The sequence below is a fragment of the Sphingobium sp. AS12 genome, assembly GCF_019097845.1.
In the GTDB taxonomy this organism is placed as follows: Bacteria; Pseudomonadota; Alphaproteobacteria; order Sphingomonadales; family Sphingomonadaceae; genus Sphingobium.
The window spans coordinates 111336-130127 of the sequence record NZ_JAHRGM010000016.1; the positions used below are offsets into that span (position 1 = coordinate 111336).

The window sequence follows — 18792 nt, forward strand, 5'->3', positions numbered from 1 at the left end:
ATCAGTTAGCGTATTTGCTAAGACAGCCGCATGGATGGACTTGATCAGGACCGGAAGCTGCTGAAGGCTCTCGCCGATTACACAGGACTCACGCCGGCCGGTCTCGCACGCGCAGCTGGCGTGGCTGCAACGACGATCAATCGCCCGTTCAGCGGGACAGCGACGACACGGTTGAGCCAGCCGACTTTAGAGAAGCTGCGAAGGCGATTTCCCGAGTTCGATGGCTGGGCGGGGGCGGGCGCAGGCGAACATTCTTTGTCCGATCGCCGTCAATCCTACAGCGCCGAGCCGATCATACGATCGGAAGTCGTCGAGGTCGGAGAGATTGACCTGCGCTATGGCCTGGGCGGCGTCTACATGGACGAGACGCCCGAACCGCAGATGCGCTCTTTTTCGCGCGAATGGCTCCGCCAGATTACGAGCAGTTCCCCGGCTGACTTGCATTGGGCGCGCGGGCAAGGCAATTCGATGGAGCCCACGATCAGCGACGGCGATATCATACTGATCGATAGATCGCAGGTCACGCCCGCCTTTGGCGACCTTTACTGGGCTATTGCCTTCGGCCAGATCGGGATGATCAAGCGGTTGCGCCCGATGCCCGACGGAAGTGTTAAAATCCTCTCGGATAACCCTGCCGTCCCGCCAGATACGGCGGTTGATGGTGAACTGAGCATTTTCGGTCGCGTTGTCGCGATTGTGAAAAAGGTGTGAGGGAGTACTCGATGCGACTTACGCAGATTTGCAAACTGACCCTCTATGCTTGCCTTGCCACGTCCTTTTCAACGGCGACGATCGCTAAGGCTGATAGCCTCAAGGATTTGGTCGATAAGTTACCGGCCGCCAGCCTCAACAGCAACAAAAGCACAGAAGCGCTCGAATATTGTATTGGGGTTGGCATTGGCGACTGGCTGATACCTGGGACGTTGAGAGGCGAGCGAAAACTGCTGATCTGGGGTAGCCCAAACGCCCCTTTCTCCAACGCGATTTACACGTTGGTACGCATTGACGACGAAGGTCAGCAGCGGTCGATCGCATTCCGATCCCACAAAGCATGGGATGAAAAAACTGCCGCGTTGATTCAGTCCTGCTTATAGCGAGAAATTATGGCGAAACGCTCCGATATGCCCCCGAGGGAACGCGCCGCCAGGGCGCTATGCCGCAAGAACGGCCTCCCGGAGAATACCAAGTTCGAAGGTAGGCCCATGTGGGAAAGCTATCTCGACACGGTGGACACGGTCATTGCGGCCCTGGGAGATTATGCCGGTCCCGAGATCGCGATCGTCCCTCGCCTCAAGCTCGGTCCGGATGGCGACTGATGCGACAGTCATGGTCCGACTATGATCCTGAACCGCTGGGCTGGGCTGATTGGGCAATGATCGTCCTGGTTGGCGTAGCGCACATCATCTGGTTGATCGGCACGATATTTTGACCTGCACATGCCTCCGAAACTTGTCCCACTTAAATCGCGGCTGTTCATGGGCGCTGGTCTCGACAGGAACGGAAATCCGCCACTTTTGGGGCCATTGGGAAGTGGGGCATCAAAAACCCCACTTCCTCCTCACTTTCCCAAGGGTGAGACACGCCTCAAACAGCTCTCAAACGCCCATTTACCGCGCCTCAGACATGTTTCAGACGAAACGTCAGAATCCAGCCTGTCGCGGCAATCGACCGACTAAATTAACCTTCAGTCCAGACAATCATTCCACCGCAACGCGCGCGCCGCGAAGCCGCAGAAAACCCCATTTTTGGAGGGTCTATGCCGCGAAGCCCCGTTAAATCCCGGATAATCCCGGACTCCAGCCTCTCTTGTCATCTAACACAAGGCGCTGTGCCGGGGCCGCGCGCCGGTCGCGCGGTTGAGCGACGTCATGCTGCTGGGGCAGGGGGTCGCCTACCGTATCGACAGCCCGGAGCTTATGGCGATGCGGGATGAACTGGCCGATGCCTTTACCGGGCTTTTGACGCCGCAGGACCAGGCCCGGCCACGCCTGCATGTCACGGTGCAGAACAAGGTGAAGCCGGCGGAGGCCAAGGCGCTGGCGGAAACTTTGCGGGCGGATTTTCAGCCCCGCCCGTTCGTCATAGCAGGGCTGGCCGCCTGGCATTATCGCGGCGGTCCGTGGGAACTGGCGATGAAGGCGAGTTTTCGGGGGTAAAGCCTTACCTCCGTTCGTTTCGAGCGAAGTCGAGAAACGCTTGGCGCGCTGCCGGCTTCTCGACTTCGCTCGAAGCGAACGGAAGCAGAATTTACGCCAGCCCGACTTCCTTCAACGGCACGCTGGCGTCGGCAAGCTGCGCCTGATCCAGCGCAGCGCCCGCCAGCACAAGCGCACGGCCCTGGACATAATCCTTGACCATGTTGACGCAATCGAGCGCGATCACCTTGCCGCCCTTCAGATAGACGACCGAAAAGCTGCGCGCCGCCGGATCGCCGCGCAGGATCGCCTGATCGTAGCCGGTCGAAAGGCCGACGGTCTGAAGCTTCAGATCATATTGGTTCGACCAGAACCATGGCACAGCGTCATAGGCCTCTTCCTTGCCCATGATGTGCGCCACGGCGGTCTTGGCCTGGTCATTGGCGTTCTGCACCGATTCCACCCGCATCTGCGCGCCACCGGCAAAGCGGTTGGCGTGCGCGGCGCAATCGCCCACCGCATAAATGTCGGGCAGGCTGGTGCGGCAATATTCGTCCACATCCACGCCATTGCCACCGGCAGCCCCAGCCGCAATCAGCGGGCCTGTTTCGGGGATGATGCCGATGCCCACAATCACCATGTCGGTGGCGATCCGCTCGCCGTCCTGCATCAGCACGGCGGTCGCCTTGCCATCGGTGACTTCGATGCAATCCATTCGCGCACCGGTGCGCAGGTCCACGCCATGGGCGCGATGTTCCGCTTCGTAAAAGCGTGACAATTCTTCACCCGCAACCCGCGCCAGCACCCGGTCCAGTGCCTCAAGCAGCACGACCTTTTTGCCGAATTTGGAGAGCACGGCTGCCGCTTCCAGCCCGATATAACCGCCGCCGATGATGGTCACATGGTTGATGCTGTCGATCTTCGCCATCATCGCATCGACATCGTCGCGGCGGCGTACGGCGTGGACATTCTCGGCGTCGGCACCATTGCAGGTCAGCATCCGGGGGTTGCCGCCGGTGCACCAGATCAGCTTGCCATAGCCGATTTCTTCGTCCCCTGCGGTCACGAATTTGCCGACTGCATCGACGCTCTTGACCCGGCGGCCCAGCAGCATGTCGACATTGCGCTCACCCCAGAAGGTGGCAGGGCGGATCAGGATGCGGTCGAAACTCTTGTCGCCCGCGAAATATTCCTTGGACAGCGGCGGACGCTCATAGGGCGGGTCTTTTTCGTCGCCGATCATCGCGACCGAACCTTCAAAGCCCGACTGGCGCAGGGAAATCGCTGCCTGCGCCCCCGCATGGCCCGCGCCCACGATCAACACGTCATAATAGCTCATTGGCCCGCTATCCTCTTTATCCCCGTTGCGCCGCTGATTGGCGCGCTTTGCCGGTGGTGGCAAGGGGGGATATGCGGCAATTCCGGCCAAAAGGGCGCAGGCCGTAGTGTCTGCGCCCTTCCATACCGCATAGGTCAGGCGGCGCGGCCAACCGTAGGGTTACGATAGCGTTCGTGCAGGAAATGCACCACCGCATGACGGGCGGCGGCATATTCGGCCATGTCGAGCGCCTTGAGGCGATCGCGCGGCCTCGCCATGGCCACCGCATGATCCTCGCCAATGCGCGCGGCGGGGCCGTTGGTCATCATGACGACGCGATCGGCCAGCAGTACCGCTTCATCGACATCATGGGTGATCATCAGCACGGTGTTGTTCAGGCTCGCCTGCAATTCCATCACCACATCCTGCAACGCCGCCCGCGTCAGCGCGTCGAGCGCGCCGAAGGGTTCGTCCATCAACAGGATGCGTGGCTTCATCGCAATGGCGCGGGCAATGCCGACGCGCTGCTTCATGCCGCCCGACAATTCGCCCGGCCGCTTGCGCGCAGCATGGGCCATCTGCACCAGTTCCAGATTGTGCAGCACCCAGTCGCGCCGTTCCGCCCTGCTCTTGTCACCGGCGGTCTTGTCGACAGCGAGCCGGACATTCTCCTCCACCGTCAGCCAGGGGAGTAGCGAATGGTCCTGAAACACCACGGCGCGGTCAGGGCCGGGGCCGCTGATGACGTCGCCGTCCAGGAACAATACGCCCCGGCTGGGCTTCACCAGTCCCGCCACGACATTGAGCAGGGTGGACTTGCCGCAGCCCGAATGGCCGATCAGCGCCACAAACTCGCCACGCTCGACCGACAGGTTGATCGACTGGAGCGCGCAGAACGGACCCTGTTTGGTCGGAAATTCGACCGTGACATCTTCGATCGCCAGATAGCTTCTCTGTTTCATGGCACCGGTCCTTTTCAGTTCGATCGGGCGACGACGCGGCCAATGGCGGCGACGATGCGGTCCAGGGTGAAGCCGACCATGCCGATCCACAGCAAGGCGACGATCGTGTCGGTCAAAAGCGAGCTGTTATAGCTGTCCCAGATGAAGAAGCCGACGCCGGTGCCGCCCTGCACCATTTCGGCGGCAACGATCGCCAGCCAGCTCATGCCGATGCCGATGCGAAGCCCCGTGAACATCGGCGGCACCGTGGCGGGCAGCATGATGCGCAGGAAATATTCGACCGGGTTCAGCCCCAGCACCTTGGCGACGTTGCGATAGGAGAGCGGGATCTGCTGGATGCCCGATGCGGTGTTCAGGATGATCGGCCAGATGGCGGTGATGAAAATCAGGAACAGCGCCGATGGTCCCGCCTGCTGGAAGATCGCCAAGCTGATCGGCAGCCAAGCGAGCGGCGGCACGGTGCGCAGCACCTGGAACAGCGGATCGAGCGCGCGATAGGCGAAGGGGCTTTGCCCGATCAGCACGCCCAGCGCGATGCCCGCAACCGCCGCCATGCCATAACCGATCATGACCCGCGACAGGCTGGTCAGGATATGCGCGGCAATGCCGACATCACCCTGTTCCTCGATATGAAGGCCGGTCAGGTCGAGCGACACCCCCTTGAACGGATGAATGATCACCTCATGGCTCTCTTCCCACACCTTCATCGGGCTGGGGAAGCTGGCATCAGAACTGCTGCAACTCAGCTGCCAGACAAACAGCAAAGTGATGATCATCAGCATCGTCGGCAGGACGGATGCCGCGACATTGCGCCCACGGTCCAGCCAGAGCTGCGCCGGACCTGTGACCGGTCTGCCCTGTGGCACGACCGGCGCTACAACCGCTTCGACCGGTGCAGGCGTCACCGTCACAGCGGCGGCGGCCTGTGGGGCGTCCTGCCTCAACGGCACGACCTTGAGAGTGGAAAGAGAGGACATGATGACACTCCGGTTTTGAACCTGTACCCTAGATCTTCTTGATCTTCAGGCTGGCCAGATAGGCTTTGGGATTGGCCGGATCGAACGTCTTGCCGTCGAAGAATTTTTCCACGCCCCGGCTGTCGCTGGCCGGCCCCTTGCCGCGCAGGACGGCGGCTGCCTTGCGCCAGATGTCGGACCGGTTGACCTTGGCGATGATCGCGCTGGTGTTGAGGTTCGCAGGCAGCTGGCCCCAGCGCTGGTTTTCCGTCAGGAACCACAGGTCGTGGCTCTTGTAGGGGAAGGACGCATAGCCGCTGAAGAATTTCATCTTGAACGGCGCATTGGGATATTTGCGTCCGTCGCCCATGGTGAAATTGCCTTGGAGACGGTCGGCAATGTCGCTGACCGGGCATTTCAGATAATCGCGACCCGACACCATCATCGCCAGACGGGAGATATTGGCCGGGTTGTCGGCCCAGCGCTGCGCTTCCAGCACGGCAGCCGTGATGGCGACCGCCGCGCGCGGATTTTGCGCCACCCAGTCGGCCCGCATGGAAAAGCTCTTTTCGGGATGGTTCATCCACATCTGGCCGGTCGATACGGCGGTATAGCCCAGTTGCTGCGCGACCAGCTGGTCATTCCATGGTTCGCCGACGCAGAATGCGTCCATCGTGTCGGCCTTCATATTCGCGACCATCTGCGGCGGCGGTACGGTGATCAGGCTGACATCGACATCGGGATTGATCCCGCCCGCCGCCAGCCAGTAGCGCAGCCACAGGTCATGGGTCCCGCCGGGGAAGGTCATGGCCATGGTGATCTTCTTGCCAGCGCCTTTGCGCTGCGCAATCACGTCTTTCATCGACGCGGCATTGATGCCCGCCTTGGCCGCCAGATACTCCTTCGACACCGAAATGCCCTGACCATTGACGTTCAGCCGCGCCAATATGTTCATGGGAGTCTGCTTGGCGGACACGCCCAGCGACAGGAAATAGGCCATCGGGGTCAGCAGATGCGCGCCGTCAATGCCGCCGCTGCCCGATCCCAGCACCAGATTGTCGCGGGTCGCGCCCCAGCTGGCCTGCTTTGCGACGACCACGTCGGGCATACCATGTTTGGCAAACAGGCCCAGTTCCTTCGCCACAATCAGTGGCGCAGCGTCGGTCAGCGCGATGAAGCCGAGCTTGGCTCCCTTGACTTCAGGTCCGGCCCCGGCGGCAAAGGCGCCGCTCGGAAAGGCCTGATGCACGGCGGTGAACAGCGCGGCGGTGCCTGCGCTGCGAATCACCTGCCGCCGGTTTGGCGTGCTGCACTTGTCGGTCTTGTCATCCATGGCGAAGCCCCCTTCGAAAAAATCTGATGATGGTGAAAGCGGTTCGGCGGGGCAGGCGGGTTGATCGCAACGCCCGACGCCAAAACGAAAAAAAGCCGCAGGCCAGACTTTCGCATGTGCGAAAAGCTGGACAGCGGCTTTGCTGTTTCATGAGGGGCGTCCCGTTCCCCCGTCGGAAGGAACACCCATAAGGCACGTCATCGCGCCGACACAGACTATCCGTCGATTCGCGTTTCGACGCAAGCGGATATTTGGTGCGGTGCAAAATCGAACGGGGCGGCGACGCACTGGCGCGCCGCGGGGGATATTTTTGCGCGTCAAGCGCCGCGCTGACCTAGGGCCGATCGACATTCAGATGATGACGTGCCGAAAATGGTGGTTTTCCGTGACCCGGAGCGCAGCCTACTAAAAGTAGGTGAGCACCGGAAGCTCGGAAAACCGCCATTTGCAGGCCGTCAGGGCTGAATGTCGATTGGCCCTAGCGTGCAGCGGCCAGGATCACCCTTTGCGCCAGTTCCGACCCTTCGGGCAGCGCCGCGACCAGCACCACCGTGCCGTCCGCCTCGCGCCGGGCGACGACGATCGCCAGCCCGTCCGCATCGGTGGCCAGTGCCTGCGGGTCGATCGCGGCGGCGACCTTCATCGCGCTGCGCGCGCTCTCGCGCTTGTCCGGGCGCGGCGGAGCTTCGGACCGGCGCAATGCCCGCTCGTCGCGCACCAGCGCCTTGAGGCCGCCTGTATAGTTGGACAGATGGTCCGCCAACATGCTCACGCCCAGGCCCAATGCCCAGCCATGGTCCAGCGCGGTCGCATATTCGGTGATCCGGGTCTTGTCATAGGCCGCGCCGAAAACCAGCTTGATGATCGCGGTCATCGGGCTGCGTGCCTGCACCTTGATGCCGCAATCGGCCAACAGTTCGGCATAGTCGTCTGGCCGGGCCTGTGCCACCAGAGCGAAATCATAAGCCAGGCCAATCGCGCGATAGAGCGCGGCATGACTGCGCGCCTCGCTGGTGCGGACCTGATCGGCACCATCGCGCGCCAGCGCCAGCCAGTCGGCCAGCGGCGCGTCCTCGGTCGGGCTTTCCATGCCGGACAGGTCCAGCGGTTCCTCGTCGAACGAAGCGACGGGCGTAGGCAAGGGCTGGGGCAGGGGCGCGGGATCGACCGTCTCGCCGCCCGCCGGACCATCGGCCCATACCGGCGTGTCGCTGCGCACCGGTATGGCGTTGGCCAGCGCTGCGCTGACTTCCATTTCCAGCGCCTGCCGCTCGTCGCGGCTGGCCAGTTCCTTCCAGTTGATCACGCCGAACACGAAATCGATCGTCTCGTCATCGGATGAAAAGGGCATCAATATGCCGCGATATAATATCTCTGCATCGCGCTGGTTGACGAATTCCGCCTCAAAGCCGATCGGTGCGGCATTGGCGACGATTTGGAGATAATGGTCGGTCAGCCGCGACAGCAGCGACCGTGCGGGCACATCGTTGATATAGCTGATGTTGCCTTCAATCTCGCACTCCTGCCGCAAGGCGGTGCCCAGATAGACGATGGCCGGATTGTCGAGGCCGGTGGAAAAATCCAGCAATACGCTGTGCGGGCCGAAATCCTCCAGCTGATCGGGCGACAGATCCTCGATCGATGGCAGCGCGCGGTCACCCAGCAGCGACGCCCAATAATTATAGGCGCGCACCTGCATCCGTCGCTCGTCCGACACCACCGTCAGCGGTGCGTCGATCGCCGCATCCTCGGCATAATCGAAGTCGTCCTGGTCGTTGGCGACGTCATGCCCCCGCAGAGTGTCCATCCGGTCGGTCCCTATTTCAGGCAAAATTCTACCTCTTTGGGACTCGACAGTGGCACCGGATGGTAAATTTGCCGTAAAGATGGTGGCGATCAACGCCCCGTCCGCCGCGCTCCCCGCAAAAAGACCGGCCCGACAATGCAATTGCCCGCTTGTCCTTCGGCCCAACCACTGTTATCTGCCCGCCGCAACGCCGCTTTAGCTCAGTTGGTAGAGCATCGCATTCGTAATGCGGGGGTCACAGGTTCGAGTCCTGTAAGCGGCACCAGATCCGCCCTTTTCAAGGGGCCTGAAACCTCGAAAAATCCCTGAAAACTGGTATAATTGGGCATCGGCCTTCCGGTGTCGTCTGCTCCTGTCCACCCCTATCCGGGTGATTTGGGGGCCTCGAATTGGGGGCCTTTTTGACATTTTTGAGTCGAGGCCCCCAGATGCTTACAACGGTTCAGATCAATGCCCTCAAACCTAGGGAGAAGCCCTACAAGGTCGCTGACGAGAAGGGGCTGTACCTGCTGGTCTCGCCATCGGGCTCCTATCTTTGGCGGGTGAAGTTTCGGTTTCACGGAATAGAAAAGAAGATGCGCTCGGACGCTATCCAGATGTGAGCCTGAAAGAAGCGCGCAAGAAGCGGGATGAAGCGCGCGAGCAACTGAGCGGAGGGCAGGGCCCGTTGGCCGTCCGTTTGCAGGCGAAGGCGGAGGCCGAACTAGCGGCTCGTACCACATTCCGGGTCGTGGCGGACGAGTTCATCGAAAAGATGGAGCGGGAGGCGAAGGCCTCTGCCACTCTCAAGAAGGCGCGATGATTTCGCGATCTGCTCGATCCCTGTATCGGACATCGGCCGATAGCCGACATTACCGCCCATGAGCTTCTCCAGTCGCTCAAGCGCCTGGAACGGAAAGGTCATCATGAATCGGCTATCCGTCTCCGTTCATTTTCCGGGCGCATTTTCCGCTATGCGGTTGCCACGCTGCGGGCTCAGCACAATCCGGCAGACATTTTGCGAGGCGCGCTCACCACGCCAAAGGTCAAGCATCACGCCGCATTGCTCGACCCGGTGAAGGTTGGCGAACTTCTCCGCGCGATCGACGGCTATGGCGGCAAGATCGAAACCCGGATTGCTCTGCAGCTTGCTCCTCATGTCTATTTGAGATCGGGCGAGTTGCGGAACGGAGAATGGTGCGAAATCGATTTCGAAGCCAAGGTGTGGCGCGTGCCGGGAGAGAGAACGAAGATACGCGTGCCTCACGCCGTGCCGCTGTCCACGCAGGCGATCACCCTGCTGAAAGGGCTCAAGGCACTGGATAATCCGGGCACATTCCTGTTTCCGGCAAACAAGACTTTTCTCAAACCGATTTGCGAGAACACGCTCAATATAGCCCTTCGGCGCTTGGGCTTCACGAATGAGGAAATGACCTCGCATGGCTTCAGGTCGATCGCCAGTACGCTGCTCAACGAAAGTGGCCTCTGGCATCCTGATGCGATCGAACGCTCACTAGCGCATCGAGAACGCGACAGCGTCGGGGCCGCGTATCATCGCGGCCCCCACTGGGACGAGCGTGTCCGTATGGCGCAATGGTGGTCGGATTATCTTTGCAAGCTGCGTGATGGCGCAGAGATCATACGCCCGATGTTCGGCACCTGACCTCCCGCCACACTTTGACTTGCTTGGTTATGGGGCACGACTTGCTGCTCATCCCGTCAGAGGTGCCCTCTTCATCATAGGGGAGCGGCGGTCGATCGAACGGAAATGTCCCGGTCGGGAATATTTTATGGCTTTTCCACGGTGAGCACAGGAAATTTCCCGTACGGGAAATATGGTCTTGCCAAGCCAGATTTTGTGCCCGATATTCCCGATCGGGAAAGGTGACGAAGATGGATGTTCAGCAAATAGGCAATGCCGTACGTGATGCACGCCGCACCATGGGCCTACGCCAGGACCAACTGGCAGGTGCAGCGGGTGTTGGCTTGCGATTCATTGTCGATCTTGAGGCCGGCAAGGCTACGATACAGCTCGGAAAAACGATCCAGGTCCTTGAAGCACTGGGTTGCCATTTAAGTGTAGACAGTCGCGCGGTGCTGCGGTCGTGACCGCTGCGCTCAATGTCTTTTGGGACCATGCACTGGTCGGCAGACTGGGGCTGGATAATCATGGCGACATGAACTTCAGCTATGCATCTGGCTGGCTCGAAGACCCGACTAAGCCAGCAATCTCGGCATCACTGCCCAAGCAACAGGAATCCTTTGGACGTCGCGAGGCTCGCCCCTTTTTTGCGGGCTTGTTGCCAGAAGAGGCTCAGCGCGACGGCGCGGCGCGGGCGCTCGGCGTTTCAAAGGGCAATGACTTTGCTCTGCTCGATGCGATGGGTGGGGACGTCGCTGGCGCTCTGGTTCTGTGGCCCGAGGAAAGCGAGCTGCCGGCAACACCGATTGCCTTCATGCCGCGCCAACTGGGCGATGCTGCGCTTGCGGCATTGCTCGAGGAACTGCCCCGGCGACCACTTCTTGCCGGCAACGATGGATTGCGTCTGTCACTGGCAGGCGCACAGCTCAAATTGCCTGTTGTTCTCATCGATGGCCAAGTCGCCCTGCCGGCGCCGGGACAGCCAACCACCCACATCCTCAAGCCGCCGATCGAACGCTTTGCGGGCACGACAGAGAATGAAGCCTTCTGCATGCGTCTTGCTACGGCGGTCGGCCTCGCGGCTGCGCTGGTCGCGCCGCGGCGAACTGGAGACAAAAGCTACTTACTGATCGAGCGCTATGATCGTGCTGTCGCAGCTGACGGCAGTGTTCGTCGACTGCATCAGGAAGATTTTTGTCAGGCACTCGGCATTGCGCCCGAACGCAAATATGCGTCCGAAGGGGGCCCCAATTTCAAATCATCCTTCGATCTGGTCCGTCGGATCTGCGCGCGTCCAGCCGTCGATGTGTTGCGTCTCCTCGATGCAGCGATCTTCAATGCGCTCATTGGCAATGCAGACGCGCATGGTAAAAATTTCAGTTTGCTCTATCTGGAAAACGGGGCGACGCTGACACCCCTTTACGACCTCATGGCGACGATTCTTTATCCCGAGGTGAACTCGAAGCTCGCCATGAAGATCGTCAAAATGTCGGCGATCGAAGATCTAGATGCTCGCATCTGGAGCAAGTTTGCGCAGGATATGGGTTTATCTGCGCCTTATGTCCGGCGGCGCGTCCTCGCCTTGTCTCAGGCCGTCATCAGCCACTGCCCGGATGTTACCCGGCAGATCGAGGAGGAAGGCTTCGGCGGCGAAACGCTTTTACGTTTGGTCGAGGTGGTTTCGACCCGCGCAGAGCTGCTGCGCAAGCTGCAGGGATAAGACGGCGGGCAAGCAGAATCTGCTGGAATTGGTGGACGTCCCGCACTTGACGGGGTCACCCGTCAGTGCCGATGGATCATCACTGGGATGGAAGGCGGGGCGATCTCGTGCATGACGTGGGAAGGGGCACCATGCCCAGGGTTGACGAGGGCGCATGAGCGTCATCGATGAGCGCCATGCGCAGGCGGCGGAAATTCTGAACGCGCATCCCGACTTTCGTAAGCGCCGACGGAAGGTGGCGTTGACGCGGCCTGTCAGGCTTTGCGGCGTGTCCGCGGCGCCCATTTTTTTGCGAGCGTTTCCAGCCTTGCCTCGATCAGGGGGATATCGGGCTGGGCGTTGGGATCATGGTCGTCGCCGAGGGTATTGAGCGCTTCTTCATGATATTCATGCTGGGGGTCGCCGAGCGCTTCGAGCTTTTCGGCATAGCCCCATGGCCCGCCACTGTCCTCCGGCGGCCGCATGCCTACTGCATCGAGGATGAGCGGATATGTCAGGTGCGGGCTTGCCGCGCTGACGCGCTCGATCTTGACGCTATGCTCCCAGGCGTCGCCAAAGTCGTAGAGATATCGGAATGTCTTGCGCCTCGTATCCGCCAGGATCTGGGCGAGAGTGGCCTTACGGGCGTCGAGCGGCCCGTCGAAGCCATATTCAGGATCAGGGATGCCGAAGCCGGTCTGCCCGAAGCTCATTTCCCACAGGTGAGAGTCCGTCCACGAGAAGGCGGTCTGGATGACGGCGTGCAGACGGTCGAGGCGGATATGGAGCGGCACCTCCAGCGTTCGGCTGACGGCCGGTGTGACATCGTCCAGCGTAATCTTCATCCGCACCACAGTGCCGTTGCTCACGCAGCCTTCTCCAGATCGTTGCTCAGCTTTGATGCCTGCCATCTCGAGGGTAAAAAGTCATCGATCCGATTGATCGGGTAGTTGCCGATGCGCTCGATGACGTCGGTGAACCACGCTTCAGGCTCGACGCCGTTGAGGCGGCATGTACCGGCCAGCGCAGGTTTCGCGCAAAATATCGGTATCCCGTGCATTCTCCACCAGCGAACGCAAGTGCATGGTGGGTTCGATCATCGCGCTTCCTTCAGTCAGGTCCGAGCTTTGCAACCCAAAGCTGTTCGAAAATCACGGTGACCACGTCAGACCCAGTTATTCCACTCTTTGGGACACGATCCACGACTTGCCCATGAATGCCAACGGCCAGTTGTCAGCGCCATATTGTCGCCGTTCGGGTGATCGAGACATTTGGCTTATGCCAGTTTTTCATGCTCATGTCCGTTGCCTATGGCCGTTCCTCATCCTTCTAAAATACAATTAAAATCATAGACGTGTGCATGCTCATCTCACGGCACTGATCCATTCTTGCTATCGATGCTTGAGCGAGAAGGAATGTTAGCTTTGAGTCGGGATGCGTTACAGCGGATGAGCGTCTAATTTGATTTGAAGAGCCCGCGTCCACCATGCTCAATGGTGGCGACTGAGGCCTGCGCTTTAGCCATTGTGCGACCTGATCCATGTTCCTCAATTGACCACTGCTGAGACTATGCCCATCAGCCTCTTTAAGCCGCGAGACAGGCCAGATATGTCTGCATCGGTTGCAAAACGTCACAGGCCGGCTTCTGGAAAAGATAGCCGAAATATCCATCTTGTCCGGTCGGCGCTGCGCCATCGAGCAGTTGGCCGGGTTCCACGATCGGGCGGAGAATGCAGGGTTCGATCGGCTTAAATAACTGGGGATGGCAATATGTTACGAATGCGCCATACCAGGCAAACTCATAGGGGCTGAATGCGATCAAACCACAAAAGTTGCTGTAGCCGAACGCCGCCGCACGCGCTTCGAGTGCCAGGCAGATATCTGAACTGAATATGCCGTTGCACCCGATATAGTGATACTTTAGTGGCTCAAGGCGTGGACTGAAATGTTCGTCAATGGCATCAAATGCCACGCCGGCTGAAACGATATTTCCTTTTAGCCAACATTTTTCATCTGTATCAATGAAGTGCTGATTTATTTCTTTCCGGTCTTGTGGACGGGCCGTTGTACACAAAATGCCATCACGGAATAACGCGGTGCCGAAATCGAACGGTTGCGTAAAGAACTGAGCCGAGTCGCACGTCAGATAATGGCGCGACAAACCAAGCTTGGAGAAGGCTAGCTTGACAACCTGCTGTACATGCCAACCGTCAAAATGAGCGGGTGGGACATTCCCGGTATTTTCCAGAACCCAATCTTCATACAGTATGACCGGCAATCTTTCGACGAACCCTGTAACAGAAGCGCTCCCGAATAGCCGATCGAATATCATCTCATCCTGCTTTGGTATGACAAGATAGAAGGGAACTTCAGGTTTCACATAAGTAAGGTAGGATCCGAACAATATCACAGACCAATGCGCATCATTGGCATAGCTCTTGTTCAGAAGAGCATAATCTCGCTCGATGTCGCGCTTCTGGACGCGGACGCCCCGGAACTCAAGCCGCGTATCAATTGCTACTTTCAGCCGGATTTCGAGATCGCTGACGTCCTGGGGGATATGCAGAGAGAAAATCGTCATGAGGCCGGGTCCGGCCTGTGTTGTTATGTCGGTTTTCGACAACTCATGCAGACCTGAATTGCAAACAACGTCCACTACTGCGCCTGCGCCGGAATTTTCCACCTCGCCAAGAACAGTCACGGTGTAGATCCCAGCTTTGCAGGCACGATAGGGGCCGCAGACGAGGAAGCCGGGTTTGCTATTCGTCCGGATCGACTGATCGTCCCGATGGCCGTTCAGGATGAAGCTGTCATAATCGCCAACAGTCAGATCCATGGCATAACCGGGGGACGCGTTCCCGACCGGCTCCGGCATCGTATTCTCTACCGGGCCCGGCGTCGTCATATTCAGTAATGCTCCGTCCTTGGAAGAACGCATTTTGGCCGCCCAGGCTTTTTTCAAGGCAGACAGTCGTACGAAAGTGCGCGCCATCCATATTCCAAACCAACCAAGGATCGCAGACAAGGCTCCAATGCCGAAAAAAGGATGATGTGACAACCCCTTCATCGGCATCACGACCCAGTAGCGCACGCCTGCATGATGGGACTATAGCCGTTGTTGCCAAGAGCGGTTGAGCGCGACACTGGCCATATAGAGAGGGGTAGCGCGACTTGCGGCCGAAAATGTTGGAATCGGTTTTGGCGATCGGATGGGTGTGAGCCGGTGCGGATGCGCCAAAGGCGCATTTCAGCGCAGGCTGTAGAGTCCGCTCATGACCCGGGGCCTTCACGCAATACGACTTTTTCGGTACGAACTCGCGCACTTTGTTGCGTCAGGGGATTTCTGCGTCAGAGGATAAAGCGCAGGAGATTCTACATAACTAGCACATAGCCCGCCCGATGCATGAGAGGCGAGCGTCTGGTGATTGGGGAAGGGAGTTGCTGGCCAAAATGCGGTGTTCAATGCCATTTGTAAGCGGCGGTCTTGGATTTCAGAACCCCACGATTGCCGGTTACCTGCTTGCATCACAAGCGACCGTTGGCAAAGGGGCGCGCGCGCCGCTGACCGGTGCAGATGTTCGCGCAAAGATGTAGTATTATGAACGGTCCCGCAGATATTCGCCCGCTTTTCAAGGAGCCACTACGAGTCATCGCCCGAGGCGCAAGCGCGGAATTGTTTGAGCTAGAAGACGGGAAGGCGCTTAAGCTGTTCCGCGATGGTGTATCGGACGACATGATCGCCCGCGAAGCGTATGCTTCTGTCTATGCTGCGGCCTGCGGCGTGCCAACGGCGGCGGCAATCACACGGCAGGCATGGAGTGGGCGGCGCGGAATTATCTATCCATTGCTTGAAGGCGAAACGGCATTGGACTGGATGCGCCATCACCCGATGCGTGCGGGGAGGGCACTCGATCTGATGGGCGCAATGCTTGGTGCGATGCATGTGGAGCAGGGTGGAGCATTGCGATCGCTAAAGCAGGTGCTAGAAACCGACATTGCCCACGGTCCCGTCCCAATTGCGTTGCAGAGGTCGGCAATCGCATATTTGGAAACGCTGCCGGATGGGAATGCACTGACCCATGGAGATTTTCATCTTGGTAATGTCATGATGACGCCGCAGGGGATGAAGGTAATCGACTGGTCGAAGGCGGCGGCTGGACATCCTGCCGCTGATATGGCGCGATCCGAAATGCTGATGCGATTTGGTATCGGTTCTAATGATTGGGTTACAAATCTGTGGCGGGACTGGGCGGCGCGGCGCTTGCGCAGATCTTATCTGGCATCTTCGACAGTTACTGTGCACGAGGTCGATCTTTGGCGACCAGTCGTGGCGCTGGCTTGGCTGCGGGTTCGCGATGCTGGAAGGACGCCGCTGTTCCAGCGCTATCTTCAACGGGCGCTGCGTGGCGCAAGAATTAAAATCTCTTGATTTGTATCGTCCTTGTATAATTTGGGAAATATAGACAAATATAAAACTATAATAATGTACGATTTTTATTATGTTAGAATGATAAAATATCATCATTTTATGAAAAGAATTTTTAAACATTTGGTAACAATATTTTTATTAAATTAATAATAACTGATTTTAGAGAATTCACATCTACATAGTGGTAGAGGCATCGCCTGTTCGTATTGGTATAAAATTTGGTGTTGCTCGAACACATGTAGTTTCTTTAATTACCTTGCTGAGGTCATCAAGTAGGACTGGATCGAAATTACCAACATTTACCATTTGCAGCGACGCCAAATGCGACAGGCTATCCTCACCAATACGGCTTTTCTATCCTTTTGACAAATAAACCGCCGAAACGTCCATTAGAGCGGTTTTCGATCATTCTGGATCATAGCCGCACGAGCTGAAATAGTTGGAACATTCGGCGGGCTGAAAGATATCGACGAGCCTGCCGATGAGGCCCCACAGGCCGCTGACGGTGCGCTCGCCTGTTTTTCGGAGTATGGCCTTGAGGCGGGCAAAGGCTTTCTCGATTGGGTTGAATTCAGGACTATAGGGCGGCAGGAGGCTTAGCGTTGCCCCTGCAGCCTCGATTCGGTCGCGGACAGCGGGGCGCTTATGGCTCGACAGATTGTCCATGATGACGACGTCGCCAGGCCACAGTTCCGGTACGAGAACCTGCGCCACATAAGCTTCGAACCAGTCACCGTTGATCGTACCGTCCAGCACCATCGGCGCGACATGCCGCTCATGCGGAGGCCCGCGACCAGCGTGGTGGTTTTACGATGGCCATGCGGGTATCCCATCCGCAACCGCTCGCCTCTGGCGCAACGACCGTGGCTGCGGGTCATGTTGGTGGCGGTCCACGTCTCGTCGATGAACACAAGGCGTTCCGGCTCCAGATCGATCTGGTTCTCGAACCACTCGTGGCGCTGCCTCAGGACGTCGGAGCGGTCTTGCTCGATGGCATGCCCAGTCTTTTTTTGCGCGTCATGCCCCGCCGCGCGAAGAAGCGGTGCAGTCCGGCAACCGATATCGTCAGGCCCGCTTCGGCCAAGGCAATGCGCAGCTCTTCGAGCGAAATGTCCTTGCGCGCCTCCCACAAGGCCAGAATGTCGGCGGCGCGCTCCTCTACTCGGCGGGATCGCATGTCGCCGCCTTGCGGCTTGGGAGCGAAGGCGCCGGTTTCCAGCCGCTGCGCATGCCAGCGAATGGCTGTCGACGACGCAACCCCGAAGCCGCGCCGCCGCTCCGTAAGCGTGGGCTGGAGGCCGCGGCTCAGGCGGCTTTGGCGATCTTCTGCTGATCTGGCCGCCCGTTCCAGGGCATGAACTCACCCCAGCGAGGAGTTGGCCAGTTGCCAGCGATCTTGGCGATGACATCGGCGATGTAGGCCTGCGGCTCGAGGCCATTGAGCTTGGCAGTCTCGATGACCGAGTAGATGGCAGCGGCGCGATCGCCGCCTGCTTTTGATCCGGCAAACAGCCAGTTTTTGCGACCTAGGGCGACACAGCGCATGGCGCGCTCGGTGATGTTGTTGTCGATTTCCAGACGGCCATCGTCGAGGAAGCGCGTCAGTGCGATCCAGCGCTTATGACCATAGGCGATGGCCTTGGCCATCTCGGACTTGGGCGAGAGACGACGCAGGGCATTGTCGAGCGCCTGGCGCAGATCGTCGATCAATGGCTTGGTGCGATCCTGTCGGCCTTGTCGTCGGACATTAGGTTGCTGGCCCCGAACCTGTGCCTCGATCTCGTAGAACTGACCGATGCGTTCCAGCAGGTCGGTGGTGAGCAACGTCGGCTTGATGGCGTGGATGTCGAATATCTTGCGCCGGAAATGCGCCCAGCAGGCGACCTCGGTGATGCGGTTGGTATCGTAGAGTTTGTCGTTTCTTGCATAACCATCGGCCTGCAGATAGCCGCTGAAGCTGGCCAACTGCCGCTGGGGATGGGCGCCGGTGCGATCGGTGGTGAACTCGTACCAGACCAGCGGCAGCGGCGTGGCGCCCGAACTGCGATCATCGACGACGTGGGCCCAGAGCCTGCCGGTTGCCGTCTTGCCACGTCCCGGATCAAGCATGGGGACCGGCGTATCGTCGGTGTGGATCTTTGATGCAGTCAAGCCGACCCCGCGGATACGACTGATTATCGGATCGAGCAGGACAGATGCCTGTCCCGCCCAGCCTGCCAGCGTCGAGCGATCAATCTCGATGCCTTGCGCCGCCACTATCTCGGCCTGCCGGTATAACGGCAGATGATGGTCGAATTTGAAGACTACGACATGGACCAGCGTCTCGAAGGTCGCCTTGCCCCGAACTATCGCCTTTACCGGCGCGGGTGCCTGCACGATCTTCTCGCAGGATCGGCAGCTATACTGTAAGCGCCAAAACCTCCCCACATTTTCGTAGCTGCTGATCTGTCTATGTTTTGCCCCTCATCCGAGGGGTATCGTAGTGGCTGATGATGTAAGAACATTCGAAACAGGTTTCGAAAGGCAGGAGGG

At 59.1% G+C, this 18792-nt stretch carries 15 protein-coding genes, 1 tRNA gene and 3 pseudogenes; 9 read left to right on the forward strand and 10 right to left on the reverse strand.

The window, feature by feature from the left end; translation table 11 throughout:
- Nucleotides 1–30: 30 nt before the first annotated feature.
- From KRZ98_RS06410 to KRZ98_RS06425, 4 genes and pseudogenes are all read left to right on the forward strand, one after another.
- Nucleotides 31–711: a LexA family transcriptional regulator gene (locus KRZ98_RS06410; protein WP_217672831.1), complete on the forward strand. Its 681-nt coding sequence runs from the start codon at nucleotides 31–33 to the stop codon at nucleotides 709–711.
- Between the two features lie 11 nt (nucleotides 712–722).
- Nucleotides 723–1094, forward strand: coding sequence for a hypothetical protein (locus tag KRZ98_RS06415; RefSeq protein ID WP_217672832.1), 372 nt, complete (start codon nucleotides 723–725; stop codon nucleotides 1092–1094).
- Nucleotides 1095–1121: 27 nt separating this feature from the next.
- Nucleotides 1122–1316 carry a hypothetical protein gene (locus KRZ98_RS06420; protein ID WP_217672833.1) on the forward strand — a complete coding sequence of 65 codons (195 nt, stop codon included), beginning with the start codon at nucleotides 1122–1124 and terminating at the stop codon, nucleotides 1314–1316.
- A 504-nt stretch (nucleotides 1317–1820) separates the two neighbouring features.
- Nucleotides 1821–2156 (forward strand): annotated as a pseudogene (locus tag KRZ98_RS06425) (2'-5' RNA ligase family protein); the annotation flags it as partial.
- 91 nt (nucleotides 2157–2247) lie between these two features.
- Here the strand turns inward: KRZ98_RS06425 and KRZ98_RS06430 are convergent.
- From KRZ98_RS06430 to KRZ98_RS06450, 5 genes are all read right to left on the reverse strand, one after another.
- The gene (locus KRZ98_RS06430) at nucleotides 2248–3474 is read right to left on the reverse strand and encodes an NAD(P)/FAD-dependent oxidoreductase (RefSeq protein ID WP_217672834.1); all 1227 of its coding nucleotides are present in this window, start codon (nucleotides 3472–3474) and stop codon (nucleotides 2248–2250) included.
- 134 nt (nucleotides 3475–3608) lie between these two features.
- A complete protein-coding gene (locus KRZ98_RS06435) occupies nucleotides 3609–4415 on the reverse strand; it encodes an ABC transporter ATP-binding protein (RefSeq protein ID WP_217672835.1) in 807 nt (268 codons plus the stop codon).
- Nucleotides 4416–4429: 14 nt separating this feature from the next.
- The gene (gene ntrB / locus KRZ98_RS06440; protein ID WP_217672836.1) at nucleotides 4430–5392 is read right to left on the reverse strand and encodes a nitrate ABC transporter permease; all 963 of its coding nucleotides are present in this window, start codon (nucleotides 5390–5392) and stop codon (nucleotides 4430–4432) included.
- Between the two features lie 28 nt (nucleotides 5393–5420).
- Nucleotides 5421–6704 (reverse strand): CmpA/NrtA family ABC transporter substrate-binding protein, encoded by a 1284-nt coding sequence (locus KRZ98_RS06445; RefSeq protein ID WP_217672837.1) that lies wholly within the window; start codon nucleotides 6702–6704, stop codon nucleotides 5421–5423.
- A gap of 478 nt (nucleotides 6705–7182) precedes the next feature.
- Nucleotides 7183–8511 (reverse strand): hypothetical protein, encoded by a 1329-nt coding sequence (locus KRZ98_RS06450; protein ID WP_217672838.1) that lies wholly within the window; start codon nucleotides 8509–8511, stop codon nucleotides 7183–7185.
- Nucleotides 8512–8700: 189 nt separating this feature from the next.
- Between KRZ98_RS06450 and KRZ98_RS06455 the strand changes: the two genes are divergently transcribed.
- The 4 genes and pseudogenes from KRZ98_RS06455 (at nucleotide 8701) to KRZ98_RS06470 (ending at nucleotide 11852) form a co-directional block, all read left to right on the forward strand.
- A tRNA-Thr gene (locus tag KRZ98_RS06455) sits at nucleotides 8701–8776 on the forward strand.
- A gap of 163 nt (nucleotides 8777–8939) precedes the next feature.
- Nucleotides 8940–10153 (forward strand): annotated as a pseudogene (locus tag KRZ98_RS06460) (tyrosine-type recombinase/integrase).
- A gap of 230 nt (nucleotides 10154–10383) precedes the next feature.
- On the forward strand, nucleotides 10384–10599 hold the full coding sequence (locus KRZ98_RS06465; protein ID WP_217672839.1) for a type II toxin-antitoxin system Y4mF family antitoxin: 216 nt from the start codon (nucleotides 10384–10386) through the stop codon (nucleotides 10597–10599).
- A complete protein-coding gene (locus KRZ98_RS06470; RefSeq protein ID WP_217672840.1) occupies nucleotides 10596–11852 on the forward strand; it encodes a type II toxin-antitoxin system HipA family toxin in 1257 nt (418 codons plus the stop codon). The genes KRZ98_RS06465 and KRZ98_RS06470 overlap by 4 nt, the downstream gene beginning before the upstream one ends.
- Nucleotides 11853–12106: 254 nt before the next feature.
- Here KRZ98_RS06470 and KRZ98_RS06475 read toward each other — a convergent pair whose 3' ends face one another.
- From KRZ98_RS06475 to KRZ98_RS06485, 3 genes are all read right to left on the reverse strand, one after another.
- Nucleotides 12107–12700: a plasmid pRiA4b ORF-3 family protein gene (locus KRZ98_RS06475; protein ID WP_368389790.1), complete on the reverse strand. Its 594-nt coding sequence runs from the start codon at nucleotides 12698–12700 to the stop codon at nucleotides 12107–12109.
- Nucleotides 12697–12891, reverse strand: coding sequence for a transposase domain-containing protein (locus KRZ98_RS06480; protein WP_217672841.1), 195 nt, complete (start codon nucleotides 12889–12891; stop codon nucleotides 12697–12699). Before KRZ98_RS06480 ends, KRZ98_RS06475 begins: the two co-directional genes overlap by 4 nt.
- Before the next feature lie 525 nt (nucleotides 12892–13416).
- Entirely contained in the window at nucleotides 13417–14922 is a 1506-nt protein-coding gene (locus KRZ98_RS06485) for a DUF6492 family protein (protein WP_217672842.1), read from the reverse strand.
- A gap of 483 nt (nucleotides 14923–15405) precedes the next feature.
- Between KRZ98_RS06485 and KRZ98_RS06490 the strand changes: the two genes are divergently transcribed.
- Nucleotides 15406–16260, forward strand: coding sequence for a phosphotransferase family protein (locus KRZ98_RS06490; protein ID WP_254798138.1), 855 nt, complete (start codon nucleotides 15406–15408; stop codon nucleotides 16258–16260).
- Between the two features lie 405 nt (nucleotides 16261–16665).
- On the opposite strand, the pseudogene KRZ98_RS06495 reads toward KRZ98_RS06490, so the two are convergent.
- Together KRZ98_RS06495 and KRZ98_RS06500 are read right to left on the reverse strand one after the other, a co-directional pair.
- A pseudogene (locus tag KRZ98_RS06495) lies at nucleotides 16666–17524 on the reverse strand (IS630 family transposase); the annotation flags it as partial.
- Between the two features lie 41 nt (nucleotides 17525–17565).
- Nucleotides 17566–18705 carry an IS66 family transposase gene (locus KRZ98_RS06500; RefSeq protein WP_368389791.1) on the reverse strand — a complete coding sequence of 380 codons (1140 nt, stop codon included), beginning with the start codon at nucleotides 18703–18705 and terminating at the stop codon, nucleotides 17566–17568.
- Nucleotides 18706–18792: the final 87 nt, after the last annotated feature.